This window comes from Amycolatopsis aidingensis, assembly GCF_018885265.1.
In the GTDB taxonomy this organism is placed as follows: Bacteria; Actinomycetota; Actinomycetes; order Mycobacteriales; family Pseudonocardiaceae; genus Amycolatopsis; species Amycolatopsis aidingensis.
The window spans coordinates 5,994,566-6,010,879 of sequence record NZ_CP076538.1 but is presented as its reverse complement, the minus strand read 5'-3'; the positions used below and the strand labels follow the sequence as shown (position 1 = coordinate 6,010,879).

General features: G+C 71.0%; 13 protein-coding genes. 5 read left to right on the top strand and 8 right to left on the bottom strand.

Annotated elements, in window-relative coordinates:
• Positions 1-23 precede the first annotated feature (23 nt).
• Positions 24-1,397, bottom strand: coding sequence for an FAD-binding oxidoreductase (locus tag KOI47_RS27380; protein WP_216209275.1), 1,374 nt, complete (start codon positions 1,395-1,397; stop codon positions 24-26).
• A gap of 121 nt (positions 1,398-1,518) precedes the next feature.
• On the opposite strand from KOI47_RS27380, the gene KOI47_RS27375 reads away from it, so the two are divergent.
• Positions 1,519-2,367, top strand: coding sequence for an aldo/keto reductase (locus KOI47_RS27375; RefSeq protein WP_216209273.1), 849 nt, complete (start codon positions 1,519-1,521; stop codon positions 2,365-2,367).
• Between the two features lie 29 nt (positions 2,368-2,396).
• On the opposite strand, the gene KOI47_RS27370 is transcribed toward KOI47_RS27375, so the two are convergent.
• Positions 2,397-2,897, bottom strand: coding sequence for a DUF3830 family protein (locus tag KOI47_RS27370; protein WP_216209271.1), 501 nt, complete (start codon positions 2,895-2,897; stop codon positions 2,397-2,399).
• A 22-nt stretch (positions 2,898-2,919) separates the two neighbouring features.
• Positions 2,920-4,173 carry an aspartate aminotransferase family protein gene (locus tag KOI47_RS27365; protein WP_216209269.1) on the bottom strand — a complete coding sequence of 418 codons (1,254 nt, stop codon included), beginning with the start codon at positions 4,171-4,173 and terminating at the stop codon, positions 2,920-2,922.
• A gap of 100 nt (positions 4,174-4,273) precedes the next feature.
• Between KOI47_RS27365 and KOI47_RS27360 the strand changes: the two genes are divergently transcribed.
• Genes KOI47_RS27360 through KOI47_RS27350 form a run of 3 tightly spaced genes read left to right on the top strand, consistent with a single transcriptional unit; the run spans position 4,274 to position 10,896 of the window.
• The gene (locus tag KOI47_RS27360) at positions 4,274-5,740 is read left to right on the top strand and encodes an NAD-dependent succinate-semialdehyde dehydrogenase (protein WP_216209267.1); all 1,467 of its coding nucleotides are present in this window, start codon (positions 4,274-4,276) and stop codon (positions 5,738-5,740) included.
• A complete protein-coding gene (locus KOI47_RS27355; protein ID WP_216209264.1) occupies positions 5,737-6,795 on the top strand; it encodes a tartrate dehydrogenase in 1,059 nt (352 codons plus the stop codon). Before KOI47_RS27360 ends, KOI47_RS27355 begins: the two co-directional genes overlap by 4 nt.
• A 42-nt stretch (positions 6,796-6,837) precedes the next feature.
• Positions 6,838-10,896, top strand: coding sequence for a cation-translocating P-type ATPase (locus tag KOI47_RS27350; RefSeq protein WP_216209262.1), 4,059 nt, complete (start codon positions 6,838-6,840; stop codon positions 10,894-10,896).
• Here KOI47_RS27350 and KOI47_RS27345 read toward each other — a convergent pair.
• From KOI47_RS27345 to KOI47_RS27325, 5 genes are all read right to left on the bottom strand, one after another.
• Positions 10,893-11,351, bottom strand: coding sequence for a hypothetical protein (locus KOI47_RS27345; protein ID WP_216209260.1), 459 nt, complete (start codon positions 11,349-11,351; stop codon positions 10,893-10,895). The genes KOI47_RS27350 and KOI47_RS27345 overlap by 4 nt on opposite strands.
• A gap of 86 nt (positions 11,352-11,437) precedes the next feature.
• Complete coding sequence (locus KOI47_RS27340; RefSeq protein ID WP_216209258.1) at positions 11,438-12,628, bottom strand: DUF222 domain-containing protein; 1,191 nt, start codon at positions 12,626-12,628, stop codon at positions 11,438-11,440.
• Positions 12,629-12,984: 356 nt separating this feature from the next.
• Complete coding sequence (locus KOI47_RS27335) at positions 12,985-13,656, bottom strand: GntR family transcriptional regulator (RefSeq protein WP_216217588.1); 672 nt, start codon at positions 13,654-13,656, stop codon at positions 12,985-12,987.
• A 2-nt stretch (positions 13,657-13,658) separates the two neighbouring features.
• The gene (locus tag KOI47_RS27330) at positions 13,659-14,429 is read right to left on the bottom strand and encodes a maleate cis-trans isomerase family protein (protein ID WP_216209256.1); all 771 of its coding nucleotides are present in this window, start codon (positions 14,427-14,429) and stop codon (positions 13,659-13,661) included.
• A gap of 42 nt (positions 14,430-14,471) precedes the next feature.
• On the bottom strand, positions 14,472-15,221 hold the full coding sequence (locus KOI47_RS27325) for a maleate cis-trans isomerase family protein (RefSeq protein WP_216209254.1): 750 nt from the start codon (positions 15,219-15,221) through the stop codon (positions 14,472-14,474).
• 91 nt (positions 15,222-15,312) lie between these two features.
• Here KOI47_RS27325 and KOI47_RS27320 point away from each other — a divergent pair, with 91 nt between their 5' ends.
• Entirely contained in the window at positions 15,313-16,299 is a 987-nt protein-coding gene (locus KOI47_RS27320) for a D-2-hydroxyacid dehydrogenase (RefSeq protein ID WP_216209252.1), read from the top strand.
• The last annotated feature ends 15 nt before the right edge of the window (positions 16,300-16,314 follow it).

Here is a 16,314-nt window from a genome sequence, read left to right as displayed (position 1 = left end):
TGTGCCGGTCAGCCGGTTCGGTACTAGCCGAGGAGTACGCCGGGGTTGAGGACGCCGGTGGGATCGAAGGCCTGCTTGATCCGCCGCATCAGCTCAAGCTTGGCAGGGTCCTCCAGCTCGAGAAAGTGTTCCCGCTTGGCGTTGCCGATGCCGTGCTCACCGGAGATCGCGCCGCCGAGAGCCATGCCCTCGGCGAAGATCTCGTGCAGCAGTGCCCTGCGTTTGTCCGGGTCCTGCTGGAAGATGCCCAGATGCACGTTGCCGTCCCCGGCGTGCCCGCAGCCGAGCGCCCCCGACCCCGACTTCAGCGCCAGTTCCCTCGTCCTGGTGAGGAACTCCGCCATGGCGCTGCGCGGGACGACCACGTCGATCACGTCGTCGGCGCCGATGGACTTGGCCGTCCAGAATGCCTTCTCCCGCGCCTCGATCAGCTTCCGCGCCGAGCCGCCCTCCAGCACGTAGACCTCGGCCGCGCCGAGCTCGCCGAGCAGGGTGCCGAGTAGTTCGACCTCGCCATCCAGCAGCTCGGCGCTCCGGTGTTCCAGGCCGACCACCAGGTAGGCCTGGGAGGCGTCGCGGACCTCATCCGGCACGCCCAGCTGGAGGTCGGCGACGTGGGTCATGGCCGCCATGGTCAGGTTGTCGATGTACTCCAGGATGTGCGGGGTGAGCCCGCTGGCGAGGATCCGCGGCACCGCGGCCAGCACCTGGTTCAGGTCCGCGAACGGGGCGAGCACGGTCGCGCCGTGCCCCAGCCGCGGGTGCAGCTTCACGATCACCTCGGTGGCCAGCGCCAGCGTGCCCTCCGAACCGATGATCAGCTGGGTGAGGTCGTAGCCGGAGGAGACCTTGGTGATCCTGCCGCCGGTCCGGATCAGCTCACCGGTGGGCAGCGCCGCCTGGAGCCCGAGTACGTTCTGCCGGGTCACGCCGTACTTCACCGCGCGCATCCCGCCCGCGTTGGCGCCCACGTTGCCGCCGACGCTCGCGCTCATCTCGCCGGGGTAGACGGTGTAGCTCAGCCCCGCCTCCGCGGTGCGTGCGTCCAGTTCGGACAGTGTCACGCCCGGCTGGACGACGGCCACGTGGTTCTCGGTGTCGACTTCCAGTACGGCGTTCATCCGCTCGAAGGACACCAGCAGCCCGTCCGGCCGGGGCCTGGCCGCCCCGGACAGTCCGGTTCCGGCGCCGCGGGCGGTGACCGGAACGCCGTGTTCGGCCGCGGCGGCCAGCAGCGCGGCCACCTCCTCGGCCGTGCCGGGCCGGGCCAGATAGCGCGGCACCTGCCCGGGAACGGTCAGCGCCTCGTCCCCGGCGTAGTCCGCGGAGATCTGGTCCCCGGTGAGCAACTGCCGCTCACCGACGATCTCGGCCAGCCGGGCCGCCACCTCGCTCACGCAGCTCACCCGTCCTCTCGCGCCGTTGCGGTTGGTTACCGCAGGGTAGTACACCGGCCCAGGATTCGGCTGAGGCTAAATCCCTGGCCGCATGGCCGGGCCTGCTCGCAGGCTGGCGTGCATGACCGCATGTGAACCAAGGTTTTCCTTCGACGAGAAGCGTTCGGTGTGCAGGCTCGGCTTCGGCGCGATGCGGCTGACCGGCCATGACCGCAAGCCACCAGCCGAGCACCAGGCCGCGCTCGAGGTGGCCCGGCGTGCGGTGGAGCTCGGGGTGGACTTCATCGACACCGCCGACTCCTACGCACTCGGCGCCAACGAGGAGCTGCTGGCCGAGGCCCTGCACCCCTACCCGGACGGGCTGCTGATCGCGACCAAGGCCGGGCAGAGCAGGCCGCGCGGCGACTGGGTGCCGCTCGGCCGCCCGGAGTACCTGTGCCAGCAGATCGAGCTGTCCCTGCGCAGGCTGCGGATCGAGCGGATCGAGCTGTTCCAGCTGCACCGCATCGACCCGAAGGTCCCGCTGGCGGACCAGCTCGGTGCCCTCGCCGAGCTGCGGGACGAGGGCAAGATCGCCCGCATCGGGCTGTCCGAGGTGAGCGTGCCCGAGCTGGAGGCGGCCCGCGGCATCGTCGAGATCGCCAGCGTGCAGAACCGGTACAACCTCACCGACCGCGCCTCCGAGGACGTGCTGGACTACTGCGAGCGCGCCGGTATCGCGTTCATCCCGTGGCTGCCCATCGACAACGGCAGGCACGCCGAGTCCACCGGGGTCGTCGGCAAGGTCGCCGCGGAAGTCGGCGCCACCCCGGCGCAGGTGGCACTGGCCTGGCTGCTGCACCGTTCGCCGGTGGTGGTGCCGATCCCCGGCACGTCCACCCGCGCCCACCTCGAGGAGAACGTGGCCGCGCGGAACCTGGAGCTGACCGCCGACCAGTACACCCGGCTGGACGCGCTGCGCGCCGGGTAGGGAGTGCGGAGGGCGGCGGTCGGCCTGGCCTACCCGGCGCGGGCGAAGGACAGCGTCTCGCCCTCGACCCCGCGCAGCCACAGGTCCTGCGCGGCCGCCGCCATCTCCTCAAGGCCCTCGGTGATCGTGGCGAACACGTTGCCGGGCACCCAGCCTGCGTCCCCGTTGATCAGCAGGTTGTTCCGGCCGTAGAAGATCGCCAGGTCGGTGGCGCCGGACGCGCCGTGCGCCTCACTGCCCTCCTCGTAGCCGTAGGCCGGGTTGCCGATCTCCCACGCCTCGAAGCCGAAGTACACGACATCCCCCGGGATCGGGGTGACCGTGGGGTTCTCCCTGCCCGGCTTGGGCTCGGCGAACGGCGGCACCAGTGTGTAGACCTCGTTGCGGGCGTACTTGGCGTGGTAGGCCGAGCCGCTCTGCGGCAGGGCCTCCCACACCGCCGCGCAGGTGCGCGGCGCCTCGGCCTCCAGCAGCCGGGCGCGGCAGGACACCCCGCGCTTGTCCAGGGTGATGGTGATGTAGCGGGCCACGCCTTGTCTCCCCAGTCTCTCGTTACTTGGTGACCGACTGCACGACGTCGGCCCAGATCTCCAGTGCCTCGTCGATCTGCTCGGCGCTGACCACCAGCGGCGGGATCATCCGCACCACGTTCATGTAGGCGCCGCAGGTGAGCAGCAGCAGTCCCCGCTCGGCGGCGGCCTTCTGCGCGGCCTGCGCGGTGGCGTTGTCCGGCTTGCCGTCCGGTGTGGTGAACTCCGAGCCGACCAGCAGGCCGAGCCCGCGCACGTCGCCGATGGCCGCGGTCTTCTCGCCGATCGCGCGGGCCCCGCCGAGCAGTTGCGCGCCCCTGGCGGCCGCGTTCTCCACCAGGCCCTCCTCCTGGATCACCTCCAGGGTGGCCAGCGCCGCCGCGCAGGCGACCGCGTTGCCGCCGTAGGTCCCGCCCTGCGAGCCGGGCCAGGCCTTGCCCATCAGCTCCTCCGAGGCCGCAACGGCGGACAGCGGGAAGCCGCTGGCAAGGCCCTTGGCGATCAGCACGACGTCCGGCCGCACGCCGAAGTGCTCATGCCCCCAGAACTTGCCGGTGCGGCCGAATCCGGTCTGGATCTCGTCCATGACCAGCAGGATCCCGTGCTCGTCCGCACGCTCGCGCAGCCCGGCGAGGAACTCGTGGTTGGCTGGCACGTAGCCGCCCTCACCGAGCATCGGCTCGATGAAGAAGGCGGCGGTCTCGTTCGGCGCGCTCATCGTGGCGAACAGGTAGTCCAGCTCCCGCAGGGCGAACTCGGTGGCGGTGCGCTCGTCCCAGCCGTAGTGGTAGGCGTGCGGGAACGGCGCCACGTGCACCCCGGCCATCAGCGGGGAGATGCCCGCGCCGAACCGGGTGCCGGAGGTCGTCATCGAGGCCGCGGCCACCGTGCGGCCGTGGAAACCGCCCTGGAACACCACCACGTTCGGCCTGCCGGTCGCCTGCCGGGACAGCCGCAGCGCGGCCTCCACCGCCTCGCTGCCGGAGTTGGCGAAGAACAGCGAGTCCAGTCCCTGCGGCAGCACGTCGCCAAGCCGCCTGGTCAACTCGAGCAGCGGCTTGTGCATGACGGTGGTGTACTGGCCGTGGATCAGCTTGCCGACCTGCTCCTGCGCCGCGCTGACCACCTTCGGGTGGCAGTGGCCGGTGCTGGTCACCCCGATGCCCGCGGTGAAGTCGAGGTGGCGGCGGCCGTCCACGTCGTAGAGGTAGGCGCCCTCGCCGTGGTCGACGACGACCGGGGTGGCCTGCTTGAGCAGGGGGGACAGCTGTGCCATGGCAGCGATGCTCCTAACTGGGCCGGGGGTGCTGGCCTTGTAGATTGTTGACAATATGCATAGCATGGCGGCTGGACCGGCGCAAACAAGGAGCAGGTGGATGAACCCAGTGCCCAGTGAAGCCAGCGTTGTCGAGGCGGTCAACAAGGAGCTGTTCGTCGGCGGCAAGTGGACTTCGGCCGCGGGCGGCAGGACCTTCCCGGTGTATGACCCCTCGACCGGCGACGTGTTGTGTGAGATCGCTGACGCCGCACCCGAGGACGGTATCGCCGCACTGGACGCGGCGGTGGCCGCGCAGGCGGACTGGGCGAATCATCCGCCGCGGGAACGCGGGGAGATCCTGCGCAGGGCCTACGAGACGTTGATGGCCCGCGCCGACGAGCTGGCCCTGCTGATGACCCTGGAGATGGGCAAGCCGGTGGCCGAGGCGCGGGGCGAGATCGCCTACGCCGCCGAGTTCTTCCGCTGGTTCGCCGAGGAGGCGGTGCGGATCGACGGCGGCTACGCGGTGGCGCCGAACGGCAGCGGCCGCTTCCTGGTTGCCAAGCAGCCGGTCGGCCCGTCCATCCTGATCACGCCGTGGAACTTCCCGATGGCCATGGGCACCCGCAAGATCGGGCCCGCGGTGGCGGCCGGGTGCACCATGGTGATCAAGCCCGCCGCGCAGACCCCGCTTTCCATGCTGGCGCTGACCCAGATACTGGCCGAAGCCGGACTGCCGGACGGGGTGCTGAACGTGCTCACCACCACCAACTCCGGTGGGGTGATGGAGCCGGTCATCCGGGACGGGCGCGCGCGCAAGCTGTCCTTCACCGGGTCCACCTCGGTCGGGCGCAAGCTGCTGGAGCAGTGCGCGGACAAGGTGCTGCGCACCTCCATGGAACTGGGCGGCAACGCGCCCTTCCTGGTGTTCGACGACGCCGACCTGGACGCGGCGCTGGACGGCGCGATGCAGGCGAAGATGCGCAACATCGGCGAGGCCTGCACCGCGGCCAACCGTTTCTACGTGCAGCGCGGGGTGGTGGAGGAGTTCTCCCGCAGGCTGACCGAGCGGATGGCGGCGTTGCCGATCGGCCGGGGCACCGAGGAGGGTGTCGTGGTCGGCCCGCTGATCGACGAGGCCGCGATCGAGAAGGTGAGCAGCCTGGTCAACGACGCCGCGCAGCGAGGGGCGCGGGTGCTCACCGGTGGGGCCACTGTGGACGGTCCGGGCAACTTCTACCAGCCGACCGTGCTCACCGACGTTCCGCCGGACGCCAAGCTGGCGGACGAGGAGATCTTCGGGCCGGTGGCGCCGATCTCGGTGTTCGACACCGAGGAGGAGGCGGTGCGGGCCGCTAACGACACCGAGTACGGGCTGGTCAGCTACCTCTACACCAGCGATGTCAAGCGCGCACTGCGCGTCTCCGAGCAGCTGGAGGCCGGGATGATCGGCCTGAACCAGGGCATCGTATCCAACCCGGCCGCGCCCTTCGGCGGGATCAAACAGTCCGGCCTCGGCCGCGAGGGCGGAACCGTGGGGATCGAGGAGTTCCTGGAGACCAAGTACATCGCGGTGAGCCTGTGAACACCTACCGCATCGCCAGCATCCCCGGCGACGGGATCGGGGTCGACGTCACGGTCGAGGCGCGCAAGGTGCTCGACCGGGCCGCGGAGCTGCACGGGTTCGGTCTGGAGTGGACGGAGTTCGACTGGAGCTGCGAGCGCTACAGCCGGACCGGCACGATGATGCCTGCCGACGGGGTCGAGCAACTCGCGCCGATGCACGCGATCCTGCTCGGCGCGGTCGGCTTCCCCGGGGTCCCCGACCATGTTTCGCTGTGGGGCCTGCTGATCCCGCTGCGCAGGGCGTTCGCCCAGTACGTGAACCTGCGGCCGGTGAAGCTGCTGCCCGGCACCACCAGCGTGCTGGCGAACCGCTCGGCCGAGGAACTGGAGATGGTGATCGTCAGGGAGAACTCCGAGGGCGAGTACTCCGCCATCGGTGGCAGGCACAACACCGGGCAGCCGAGTGAGTTCGTGCTGCAGGAGTCGGTGTTCACCCGGGTGGGCGTGGAGCGGATCATCCGGTACGCCTTCGAGCTGGCCCTCAACCGCAAGGGCAAGGTGTGCTCGGCCACCAAGTCCAACGGGCTGATCCATTCGATGCCGTACTGGGACGAGATCTTCGCCGAGGTGGCGGCCGACTATCCCCAGGTGGCCAGCGAGCAGTGCCACGTGGACGCACTCGCCGCGCGGATGGTGCAGCAGCCGGACCGGCTGGACGTGGTGGTGGCCTCGAACCTGTTCGGCGACATCCTGAGTGACCTCGCCGCCGCGGTGACCGGCGGACTCGGCATGGCGCCCTCCGGCAACATCAACCCGCCGGGGGAGTTTCCCTCCATGTTCGAGGCCGTGCACGGCAGTGCGCCGGACATCGCGGGCCAGGGCATTGCGAACCCGGTGGCGCAGGTACTGACCGGCGCGATGTTGCTGGAGCACCTCGGCCAGACCGGCGCGGCGAACGCGGTCACCAAGGCCGTGGAGCAGGTTCTCGCCGAGGGTGCCGTGGCCACACCCGACCTCGGCGGGAACGCCACCACGGCGCAGCTCGGCTCGGCCATCGCGGCGGCACTCGGCTGAATCCTTTGCATACTCCGGCCCGTTTCTGGGCACCCTCGGCCGATGAAGCTATTGGGTGTGCGGATTCCGGGACCACTGTTCGCCTTCGGCGCGGCGGCAGGGACAGCACGCGAGCTCACCGGGCTCGCCCTGTCCCAGCTGGTCCCACCAGGTCGAACCGGATGGGCTGAGCGCACCACCGAGGACGCACACCATCCTTCGGACGGCCTCCGCGGCACCTACCTGGCGTCCACTTTGGCCGGTGACCTGGCCGGGTTCGGGCTGTCGATGGTGACCAGGTTCCTGCCATGGGTGCCGGTCCCGGCCGAGCTGGCCGCCCTGCCCTCGGTCGTGGACCACCATCCCCGGCTGCGGGCGTGGCTGGCCGAACGCGCGGGTGGGCGGGAGCGCGCCGACTCGGCGACCTCGATCGCGGGTGCGCTCGCCCAGGGTTTCGCCTCCGGCGGCGAGGGCACCCTGCTGGACGCCGCGCAGCGCGTCGAGCAGTGGCGGGAGGCAAGGGAACACCAGCGTGCCTGGCGGGCGGTGCAGGACCGGCTGCCAGCCGGCCAGGGCCGGGCCGAGCTGCCCACGGTGGTGCCCGAGCGCCCGGCCGAGCCGCCGGAATCGCCGCAGGATGGCTACGAACGGACCGCCATGCGGCTCGGCGGTACGGCGGCGGCCGCCGCCGTACCGTTCGTCGGCCCCCGGCGTGCCGCGGCCTTCGGGCTGGCCGCGCTGCCCAAGGCGGTGCACGCAGGCCAGGACGCCTTCGGCGCCCACCTCGGCAGGGTGCTGGCCCGGCGCGGCGTGCTGGTGATGGACCGGGCCGTGCTGCGCGAGCTCGGCCGGATCAGCGTGGTGGTGCTGGACGAGCGGGCGCTTGGTACCGGCCGCCTGGTGCCTGCCGACCTGGTTCCGCTGGCCGGAAGCGACCCGAAGGCGGTGGCCGAGCAGACCTGGCGGCTGCTGGATCCGGCCCGGCCACGGGCGGTCCGGCAGGGCGAAGGCTGGACCCTGGGGCCGCTGGATGAGCTGGAACTGCGTGGCAGGCGCGGGATCAAGCAGCGGGAACGGCTGGAACGGGGTAACCCGGCCGCCGTGCTCGGCCTCGCCCGTGGCGACCGGCTGGAGGCGGTGCTCTCCCTCACCGCCGAGCAGGCGCCGGGGGTCACCACCCTGACTGCCGCCGCCCGCCGGAGCGGGCTGCCGGTGCTGCGCCCCGCCGATGCCGACCTGGCCACGGCGGTCAGGGAACTACAGGCCGAGGGTGAGATGGTGTTGCTGGTCTCCGGGGACCGCGTCGCGCTGGGGGCGGCCGACTGCGGCCTTGGCGTGTATCGCGCGGGGGCCGCGCCGCCATCGGGCGCGCAGCTGCTCATCGGCGAGGACCTGGACAGCGCCGCGTTGCTGGTCGAGGCGGTGGACGCGGCCCGAAGGCTCGGCGTCGAGGACATCCGGCTGGCCAAGGTGGCCACCGGGGTCGGCGCGATCAGCGCCCTGCAGGGCGGCCGGGCCAGGGGTGGCGCGGCCGCTCGTAGCCTGCGCGCGGTCAACGGGGGCGCCGCGATCGCCATGGTCAACGGGCACCGCCATGCCCGGCGGCTGCGGCCGCCTGAGGTGACGGCCGAGGCCGGTCCGCTGGTCGCGGGCTGGCATCTGATGCCGGCCGAGGCCGTGCTGCGGGAGCTGGACACAAGCGCCGACGGCCTCAGCGGCGCCGCGGTCCGGGAGCGTGCCCGCGAGCGGGGGACCGTTGCCGCGCGGGGAACCAGCCTGGGCAGCGCCTTCCTCGCCGAGCTGGCCAACCCGCTCACCCCGGTGCTGGCCGGTGGTGCCGCGCTGTCGGCCGCGGTCGGCTCGCCGGTGGACGCCGCGCTGGTCGCCGGGGTCACCGGTCTTTCGGCGTTGCTCGGCAGCATCCAGCAGGTGCGCACCGACCGGGAGCTGGCCGAGCTGCTGAACCGCTCGGCGGTCACCGCGCATGTCCGCAGGGACGGCCAGGAGCACACGCTCAGCGCCGACGAGCTGGTGCTGGGCGATGTGGTGCTGCTGGCCGCGGGGGATGTGGTGCCTGCCGACTGCAGGCTGCTCGAGGCCGATGGTCTCGAGCTGGATGAGTCCGCGCTGACCGGTGAGTCGCTGCCGGTGGCCAAGGATCCGGCGCCGGTGGTGGCCGCGGAGCTCGCCGGGCGCACTTCCATGCTGTACGAGGGCACCACGGTGGCGGTGGGTACCGCCGTGGGTGTGGTGGTCGCGGTCGGTGACGACACCGAGGCCGGCCGCGGTATGGCGCTGGCCAGAGAGCGGGCGCCGCGGGCGGGCGTCGAGCAGCGCCTTGCCGAGCTCACCAGGAACAGCATGCCGCTGGCCCTTGGCTCGGCTGGGGCGGTGGCAGGCGCCGGGCTGCTGCACGGGGTGCCGTTGCGGGAGAGCATGTCGGCCGCGGTGAATCTGGCCGTGGCCTCGGTGCCCGAGGGCCTGCCGTTCCTGGTGAACGCGGCGCAGCTGGCTTCCGCTCGGCGGCTGGCCGAGCACGGCGCGTTGGTGCGCAACCCGCGCAGCGTGGAAGCGCTCGGCAGGGTGGACGTGCTGTGCTTCGACAAGACCGGGACGCTGACCGAGGGCAGGCTGACGGTAAGCGAGGTCGATGACGGGCGGTCGCGGCAGGCGATTACCGCGCTGGAAGGCAGTACGCGGCGGGTGCTCGCCGCCGCGCTGCGCGCTACCCCGGCCGCGGAACGGGCCGAGGACCTGCCGCATGCCACCGACCGCGCCGTGCTGTCCGGAGGCGAACGGGCCGGGGTGAGCCCGCAGGCCGGGGCCGAGGGCTGGCGCCTGGTGCGGGAGGTTCCGTTCGAACCCTCCCGGGGCTACCACGCGGCGGTCGGGGAGTCTGCTGACGGGCCGCTGCTGAGCGTCAAGGGCGCGCCCGAGGCGGTGCTGCCGCGTTGCGCGATCGACGGCGGGGAACGCAAGCGTTTGACGAAGCGGATGAAGTGGCTCGCCGAGTCGGGCCACCGGGTGCTCGCGGTCGCCGAGGGCGAGCCCACCGAGGACGACAGCGTGGCCCGGCTGAGCTTCCGGGGGTTCGTGGCGATCGCCGATCCGGTGCGTGGCAGCGCCGCCCCAGCCGCCGCGCGGCTGCGGGAGGCCGGGGTGCACATCGTGATGATCACCGGCGACCACCCGGCCACCGGCGAGGCGATCGCGGACGAGGTCAACCCCGGCAACGGCGGCCTGCATGTGGTGACCGGCCCGGAGCTGGACGAGCTGGACGACGAGGCGCTGGCGGAGCGGCTGATGAAGGTGGACGTGGTCGCCCGCTGTAGCCCGGCGCAGAAGGTCCGGATCATCCAGGCGTACCAGGGCCTCGGCCGCACCGTGGCGATGACCGGCGATGGCGCCAACGACGCCCCGGCGATCCGGCTGGCGGATGTCGGGATCGCGCTGGGCGCCCGCGGCACCCCCGCGGCGCGGGCCGCGGCTGATGTGGTGGTGACCGACGACCGGCTGGAGACGATCATCGCCGCCCTGGTGGAGGGCCGGGCGATGTGGGCCTCGGTCCGCGAGTCGCTCGGGGTGCTGCTCGGCGGGAACCTGGGTGAGATCGCGTTCAGTGTGCTCGGCGCGCTGACCACCGGTCGTTCGCAGCTGACCGCGCGGCAGTTCCTGCTGGTGAACCTGCTCACCGACCTGGCGCCCGCGCTGGCGATCGCGCTGCGCAGGCCGGACGGCGGCGCCGTGGAGGATCTGTTGCGCGAGGGTCCGGAGAACTCGCTCGGCGGCGCGCTGCGGAAGGAGATCGCGCTGCGCGCCGGAACCACCGCGGCCGGTGCCTCGCTGGCCTGGTGGCTGGCCAGGTTGACCGGGCGCAGGCAGCGCGCGGGCACCGTGGCGCTGGCCGCGCTGGTCGGCACCCAGCTCGGCCAGACGATGCTCACCGGTGGCCGCAGCGGCTCGGTGGTGGCCACCGGCCTCGGCTCGGTTGCCGTGCTGGCGTTGGTGATCCAGACGCCGGGTCTGAGCCAGTTCTTCGGCTGCACGCCGCTCGGCCCGGTCGGCTGGGGTATCGCATTCGGCAGTGCCGGGGTCGCGAGCGTGACCGGCGCGCTGGTCTAGGTAGCGGGCAAGGACGAAGGGGAGCGGGGCAGGCGGCGGTTCGCGACGGCGCGAGCGGTCATCGCGATGAGCGCCGACCAGACCAGGCAGTAGGCGCCGAAGGCCGCGCCACCCACATCGGTGACCAGCGCACGGATCAGCATGACCAGGCCACCGCCCAGCGCCATGAGCGCGAACGCGCATAGCGGTAGCAGCAACACCCACCGCCGAAGGCGTTGGGCAACGGGGAGCAACGGGAGGGCCACCAGGGCAACCCCGAGCACACCGATGCCGGCGTTGCCCCATTGGGCGAGCGCAACGCCCCCAGGCCGGTAGCTCGCGTACGCGGCGGGCTCGACGGCCGGTCCACCGGTGACCCCGAGCCTGCCCGTCAGCGCGTGGTGCACTTTGGACGCCACATAGAGCGTTCCCCATGCCATCGCCGCGATCGCCCATCTCCGGCCCACCTTGTCCATAGCGATGATTGTGCCGCGGATACGACCCCCGCATCTCCTGCGCACGGGGGAGTCATCTCCCTCTCCGGGGGACTCGGGCGTCTTGCTCAGAAGGGTGGTTTGTCGTTGTCTGGGGCGAGGGGTTCGTGGAGTGGTTCGCGGGGGCTTTGGTGTACGTCTCCGTGGGGTGTGGTGATGGTCGGCACCCCGTCGATGACCTCGTACTTCCATCCCGGCAGGTCCTTGAGGTGGTGGTCGCGTTCGCAGTACCCGACCAGTTCTTCTTCCCGGGTGCCTCCGCCTGTGGCCCAGTCGGTGGTGTGGTCGTTCTGGCACTGCTGCGAGGGCCGGTGGCACCCGATGCCCTGGCATTCCCGGTCTCGTACCCGCACGAACTCATCCAGCGCCGCCGGGGGCCGGTACCGCGTACGCCCCAGGTCGATGGGATGCCCGGTGGCCGGGTCGGTCAACAACCGCCGCCACACACTGTCCGGATGCGTAGCCAGCTCCCGCGCCAACGACGCCGGGATATGCCCATGCCCGGCCACATATCCCGGCTGCTCATCCAGCCCCAGCAGGGAGCTGGCGGCGAAGTACAGGTACACCTCCGTGCGCGGCGCCCGGATCGTGCCGTCTTCTCGGAGGGCCAAATCGGCGAACACATCCGCCCGCAACTGCTCCAACGTGCGACTGTCCCCTTCTTTCCGCATCCGTCGGGCGGCCCGGTCACACCGTGCATAAATCGCCGTGGCCACCTCCGTCGGGAGGTCGGCCATGAGGCTGGACACCCCATCGTCCTGATGGATGAGTTCCAGGGATCGTTGTGCCCGCCGGGCCCGGGTGCGCCGCGCCGCCCCGTCCGGGTCGACCGCGAGTACCTGGTAGCGCACCGACCGCCGCAGGCTGGTGCGGTCTTTGCGTTCCAGTTTGTCGCCCATCCGCTTATCCACCTCGCGGGCCTGGTGGTCGGTGAGGACCGCGGTGGGCTCGACCACCGCTTTCACCTTCTCCTGGTCAATCCGGCCCTCCCGGAACGCCGCGAGGGTGTTCGGTAGCCGGGTGAGGTGCTGCCCCAGCGCCAGGGCTTCCTCCACCCGGTGCCGGGTCCAGTACAGCCGTCCGGCGATCTCGGTCACCAGCGAGACCCGTTCGTCCCCGTCGTGGGCGAGGTCGGCCACCAGCAGCACCCGCCGCGCCTCCAGCCGGGCGATGGCGCGTTCGTTGGCCTCCAAGGCGTCGAGTGTGGTGAGTGCGTCTTCTGGGGGATCCGTGTGCGGATCAGAACTGTGTCTGTCCATACCCACAATTGTATCGACGGGACCGACGAAAATTCCCCGTGTGAATGTATACCCGCTGGTATTCACTCGAATGCGTGTTCGACATGGAGTGTGTATGTCGGGTCGGGGGACGGTGCTCGTTCCGTGGGGTGCTGGCGCTAGCAACCAGCCCTGCTAGTGGTGATGCGTGGAGCGCCAGTGCCCCGCGGCGCGCCGGAGGCGTGCTTGGAACCCAGCCACAGGCTCGTCACCGGCAAACACGGTTACCTGAGCGGCAAACACGATGTACGGGAAGGGCCAAAGCGTGCGCGTGGGCGGCCAAAGCGTGCGCGGGAACGGCAAACACACGCGCGTGGGGAGCAAACACGCGGATGGGCTTATTGGCGTAAGGGGGTTCCGGGGGCGAGGCGCTGGACGGCGTCCTCCATATGTGCCTCTAGCAGGGTGAGCACGGTTTCCTGGTCACCTTCGCGGATGGCCTCGATGATCCGGTTGTGCTCGACAACGCGTTCGTTCACGTGCTGGTAGGTGCGCTGCAACAGGGACAGGCACATACGGGTCTCGATCAGCAGGGTGCGGGCCATCCGGACCAGCCGCTTGCTGCCGGAGGCCTCGATCAGCACCTCGTGGAAGCGTAGGTCCGCTTCGGACAGTGCGGTCGGATCATCGTCGTCCGCGGCGGCCGCCATCGCGCGCACCGTCTCGTCCAGCAGGGCGGCCGCCTGCTCCCGGTCACCGTGCATGACCCTGATCGCGGCCGCGCGCTCGACCGCCGAGCGGGCCGTGTAGATGTCGTACACGTCGTCCGGTTCGAGGTCGATCACGAACAGCCCGCGGTGCCGCTCGCTGCGCAGCAGCCCCTCGGAAACCAGCCGCTGCATGGCCTCCCGCAGCGGACCCCTGGACACCTCGAAGCGTGCGGCCAGCTCGGTCTCCCCGAGCTGGGTTCCGGGCGGCAGGGAGCCGTTCATGATCGCGTCGCGGAGCTGGCGGGCGATGAGCCCCGCGGTGGACTCCCGGTTGACCGGCTCGATATCGGCCAGCGGCATGGTCACTCGCCTTCCGCCGGGATCTCGGCGGGCGGGATACGGAACAGGGCGCCGAGCCCGTCCGCGGCCCGTGCCGCGCCGCCCAGCCGCAGGCCCTCCCAGATGGTCACCTGGTTGGCGGTGAGCACCGGCTTGCCGATGCGTTCCTCCATGGTGTCCAGCAGCGCCAGGGTGCGCATCGCGGTATCCGGGATCAGCAGGCCGTCCGCGTCCGGGTGGTCGTGCGCGGCGGCGAGGCCCGCGACGGCCTCCTGGCTCAGTTTGCCAACCTCCGCCGCGGTGTCGATGTCCTGGCTGGACATGGAAACGACCTCGATCCCGCCCGCGGCGAGGAACTCGACGAACAGCTTCGCCACCACGTCCGGGTAGCTCGCCGCCACCGCGACCCTGCGCAGCCCCAGCGCCCGTGCCGCCCGTACGAAGGCGAAGGAGGTGCTGGTGGCGGGTACCCCGGCCGCGGCGGACAACCCGGCGGCCTGCTCGCCTGCGCCCTGCCAGCCGTAGACGAAGCTGCCGCTGGTGCAGGCCCATACCACCGCGGCAGGCTCGTGCGGGGACAGCAGCCGGGCACCCTCGGCGAGCCGTTCCGGTTTGCCGAGGTCGAGCAGCTCCTGGACGGCGTGCAGGTCGGTACCGTAGATATGCGCCACCGGCAGCCGGACCCCCTCGCCGAGTATCCGTTCGGCGAGCGGGTAGTCGTCCTCGGCCGCGTGGTCGGGGTAGATGAAGCCGATCGTGCGCCGCGCCTCGGCTCGCTCAGCCGACTCAACCATCGAGACCTCCCGTCGGATTGTTGACAATCCTACTAGAAACCGTCAAGACACCTCACGAAGCCATTCCCCCGGCCCGACGACCGGGAGCTTCATCCGCTTGAGGCAGGCCCACATGGTCAGCTGGTTCGCGGTGAGGATCGGCTTGCCCAGCGCCGTCTCCAGCGGCTCGATCAGGTCGTAGGTCGGCAGGTTCGTGCAGCTGACGAAGATCGCCTCGGCGTCGGCGTGGTTGGCCGCGATGATCCGCTCGGCGATGGTGCGGTAGCTGACCTTCCAGATGCCGCCGCCGAGGCCGAGGTGGTCACTGGAGACCGTCCGGACCCCGAGTTCGGCAAGGAACTCGTGCAGTTTGCCGGTGAGGTCGGCGTCGTAGGGCGTCAGCACCGAGATCCGCCGCAGGTCGAGCTGCTGCAGCACCTCGGCCAGCGCGCCCGAGGTGGTGACCGCGTCCGGCGCGCCCGCGTCGCAGATCGCTTTGCACAGGGAGCGCTCGTAGTCGATCCCGTTCACGAAGCTGCCCGAGGTGCACAGGTAGGCCACCACCTCGGGTTCCACATGCAGCACGTCCCTGGTCGCGGCGGCGAGGTGCTGGCTGTTGCTAACCAGGTGCGCCATCTCCATGCTGACCGGCACCGGTTCGTACGGCGTGCGGGCCAGGTGCAGGGACACCTCCATCGGGACCCAGCGCCACAGCTCGCGCTCCAGCGCGAGGTCGAACGGCGCGATCACGCCGATGCCGCGCTGCGCGAGCGGCCCCTCGAAGGAGGGTATGTCCAGTGTCGACAAATCCAAGGCTCAGCCCCCGGGTGCATCTGAAGGAAGTGCCTCCGGGAGAACTCCTCGGATTGTTGACAATCATACGAGAGCCTCATACCGTGTCAACGTGATCGGCGCGGATTCCCCTGTGCTCGTGGTGCTCTGCGGGGAGCAGCGGCCCCCGGATATGGACAGCATCGAGCGTACGGCCACGGTGCGTTACACGCGCGAGGACGGGCTGGCGGAGGCGCTGCCCGGGGCGGACGCGCTGTTCGTCTACGACTTCCTCTCCACCGCCGTGCCCGAAGCCTGGCCTGCCGCGGACCGGTTGCGCTGGCTGCATATCGCCAGTGCGGGGGTGGACCCGGTGCTCTTTCCTGGGCTGCGGGACAGCGAGGTGGTGCTGACCAACTCCCGTGGCGTGTTCGACAACTCGATCGCCGAGTACGTGCTGGGCGTGGTGCTCGCCTTCGCCAAGGACTTCGCCCGCTCGCTGCGGCTGCAGGACGAGGTCCGCTGGCTGCACCGGGAGACCGAGCGGATCGCGGGGCGCACCGCGCTGGTGATGGGTACCGGGCCGATCGGCAGGGCGATCGCCGTGATGCTGCGCGCCGCGGGTATGCGGGTGGCCGGGGTCGGCCGCAGGGCCCGCGAGTCCGACCCCGACTTCGGCACGGTGTACGCCTCGGCCGAGCTGACCGGCCACCTGCCCGAGGCGGACTACGTGGTCGCGGTGGCCCCGCTGACCGAGCAGACCAAGGGCGTGTTCGACGCGAACGCCTTCGCCGCGATGAAGCCGACCGCCCGCTTCGTCAACGTGGGCCGGGGCGAGCTGGTGGTCACCGCGGACCTGGTCGAGGCCCTGCGCGCGGAGCGGATCGCCGGCGCGGCGCTGGACGTCTTCGACACCGAGCCGCTGCCCGCCGACAGTCCCTTGTGGACTATGGAGAACGTGCTGATCTCGCCGCATATGTCGGGTGACTTCGTCGGCTGGCGGAACACGCTGGTCGAGGTGTTCGCGGACAACTACGAGCGGTGGCGCACTGGGCAGCCGCTTCGTAATGTCGTGGACAAGCAGTTGGGCTACGTTCCGTCCGGTCCTTCCGGGGTCTAGAAGCTCTTTTGGAGA

What these genes read in the sequence shown, in the direction of transcription:
- KOI47_RS27365 (WP_216209269.1), bottom strand. Translation starts at nt 4,173, where the DNA reads ATGGCACAGCTGTCCCCCCTGCTCAAGCAGGCCACCCCGGTCGTCGTC.
- KOI47_RS27340 (WP_216209258.1), bottom strand. Translation starts at nt 12,628, where the DNA reads ATGGACAGACACAGTTCTGATCCGCACACGGATCCCCCAGAAGACGCA.
- KOI47_RS27350 (WP_216209262.1), top strand. Translation starts at nt 6,838, where the DNA reads ATGAAGCTATTGGGTGTGCGGATTCCGGGACCACTGTTCGCCTTCGGC.
- KOI47_RS27330 (WP_216209256.1), bottom strand. Translation starts at nt 14,429, where the DNA reads ATGGTTGAGTCGGCTGAGCGAGCCGAGGCGCGGCGCACGATCGGCTTC.
- KOI47_RS27335 (WP_216217588.1), bottom strand. Translation starts at nt 13,656, where the DNA reads ATGCCGCTGGCCGATATCGAGCCGGTCAACCGGGAGTCCACCGCGGGG.
- KOI47_RS27345 (WP_216209260.1), bottom strand. Translation starts at nt 11,351, where the DNA reads ATGGACAAGGTGGGCCGGAGATGGGCGATCGCGGCGATGGCATGGGGA.
- KOI47_RS27375 (WP_216209273.1), top strand. Translation starts at nt 1,519, where the DNA reads ATGACCGCATGTGAACCAAGGTTTTCCTTCGACGAGAAGCGTTCGGTG.
- KOI47_RS27360 (WP_216209267.1), top strand. Translation starts at nt 4,274, where the DNA reads ATGAACCCAGTGCCCAGTGAAGCCAGCGTTGTCGAGGCGGTCAACAAG.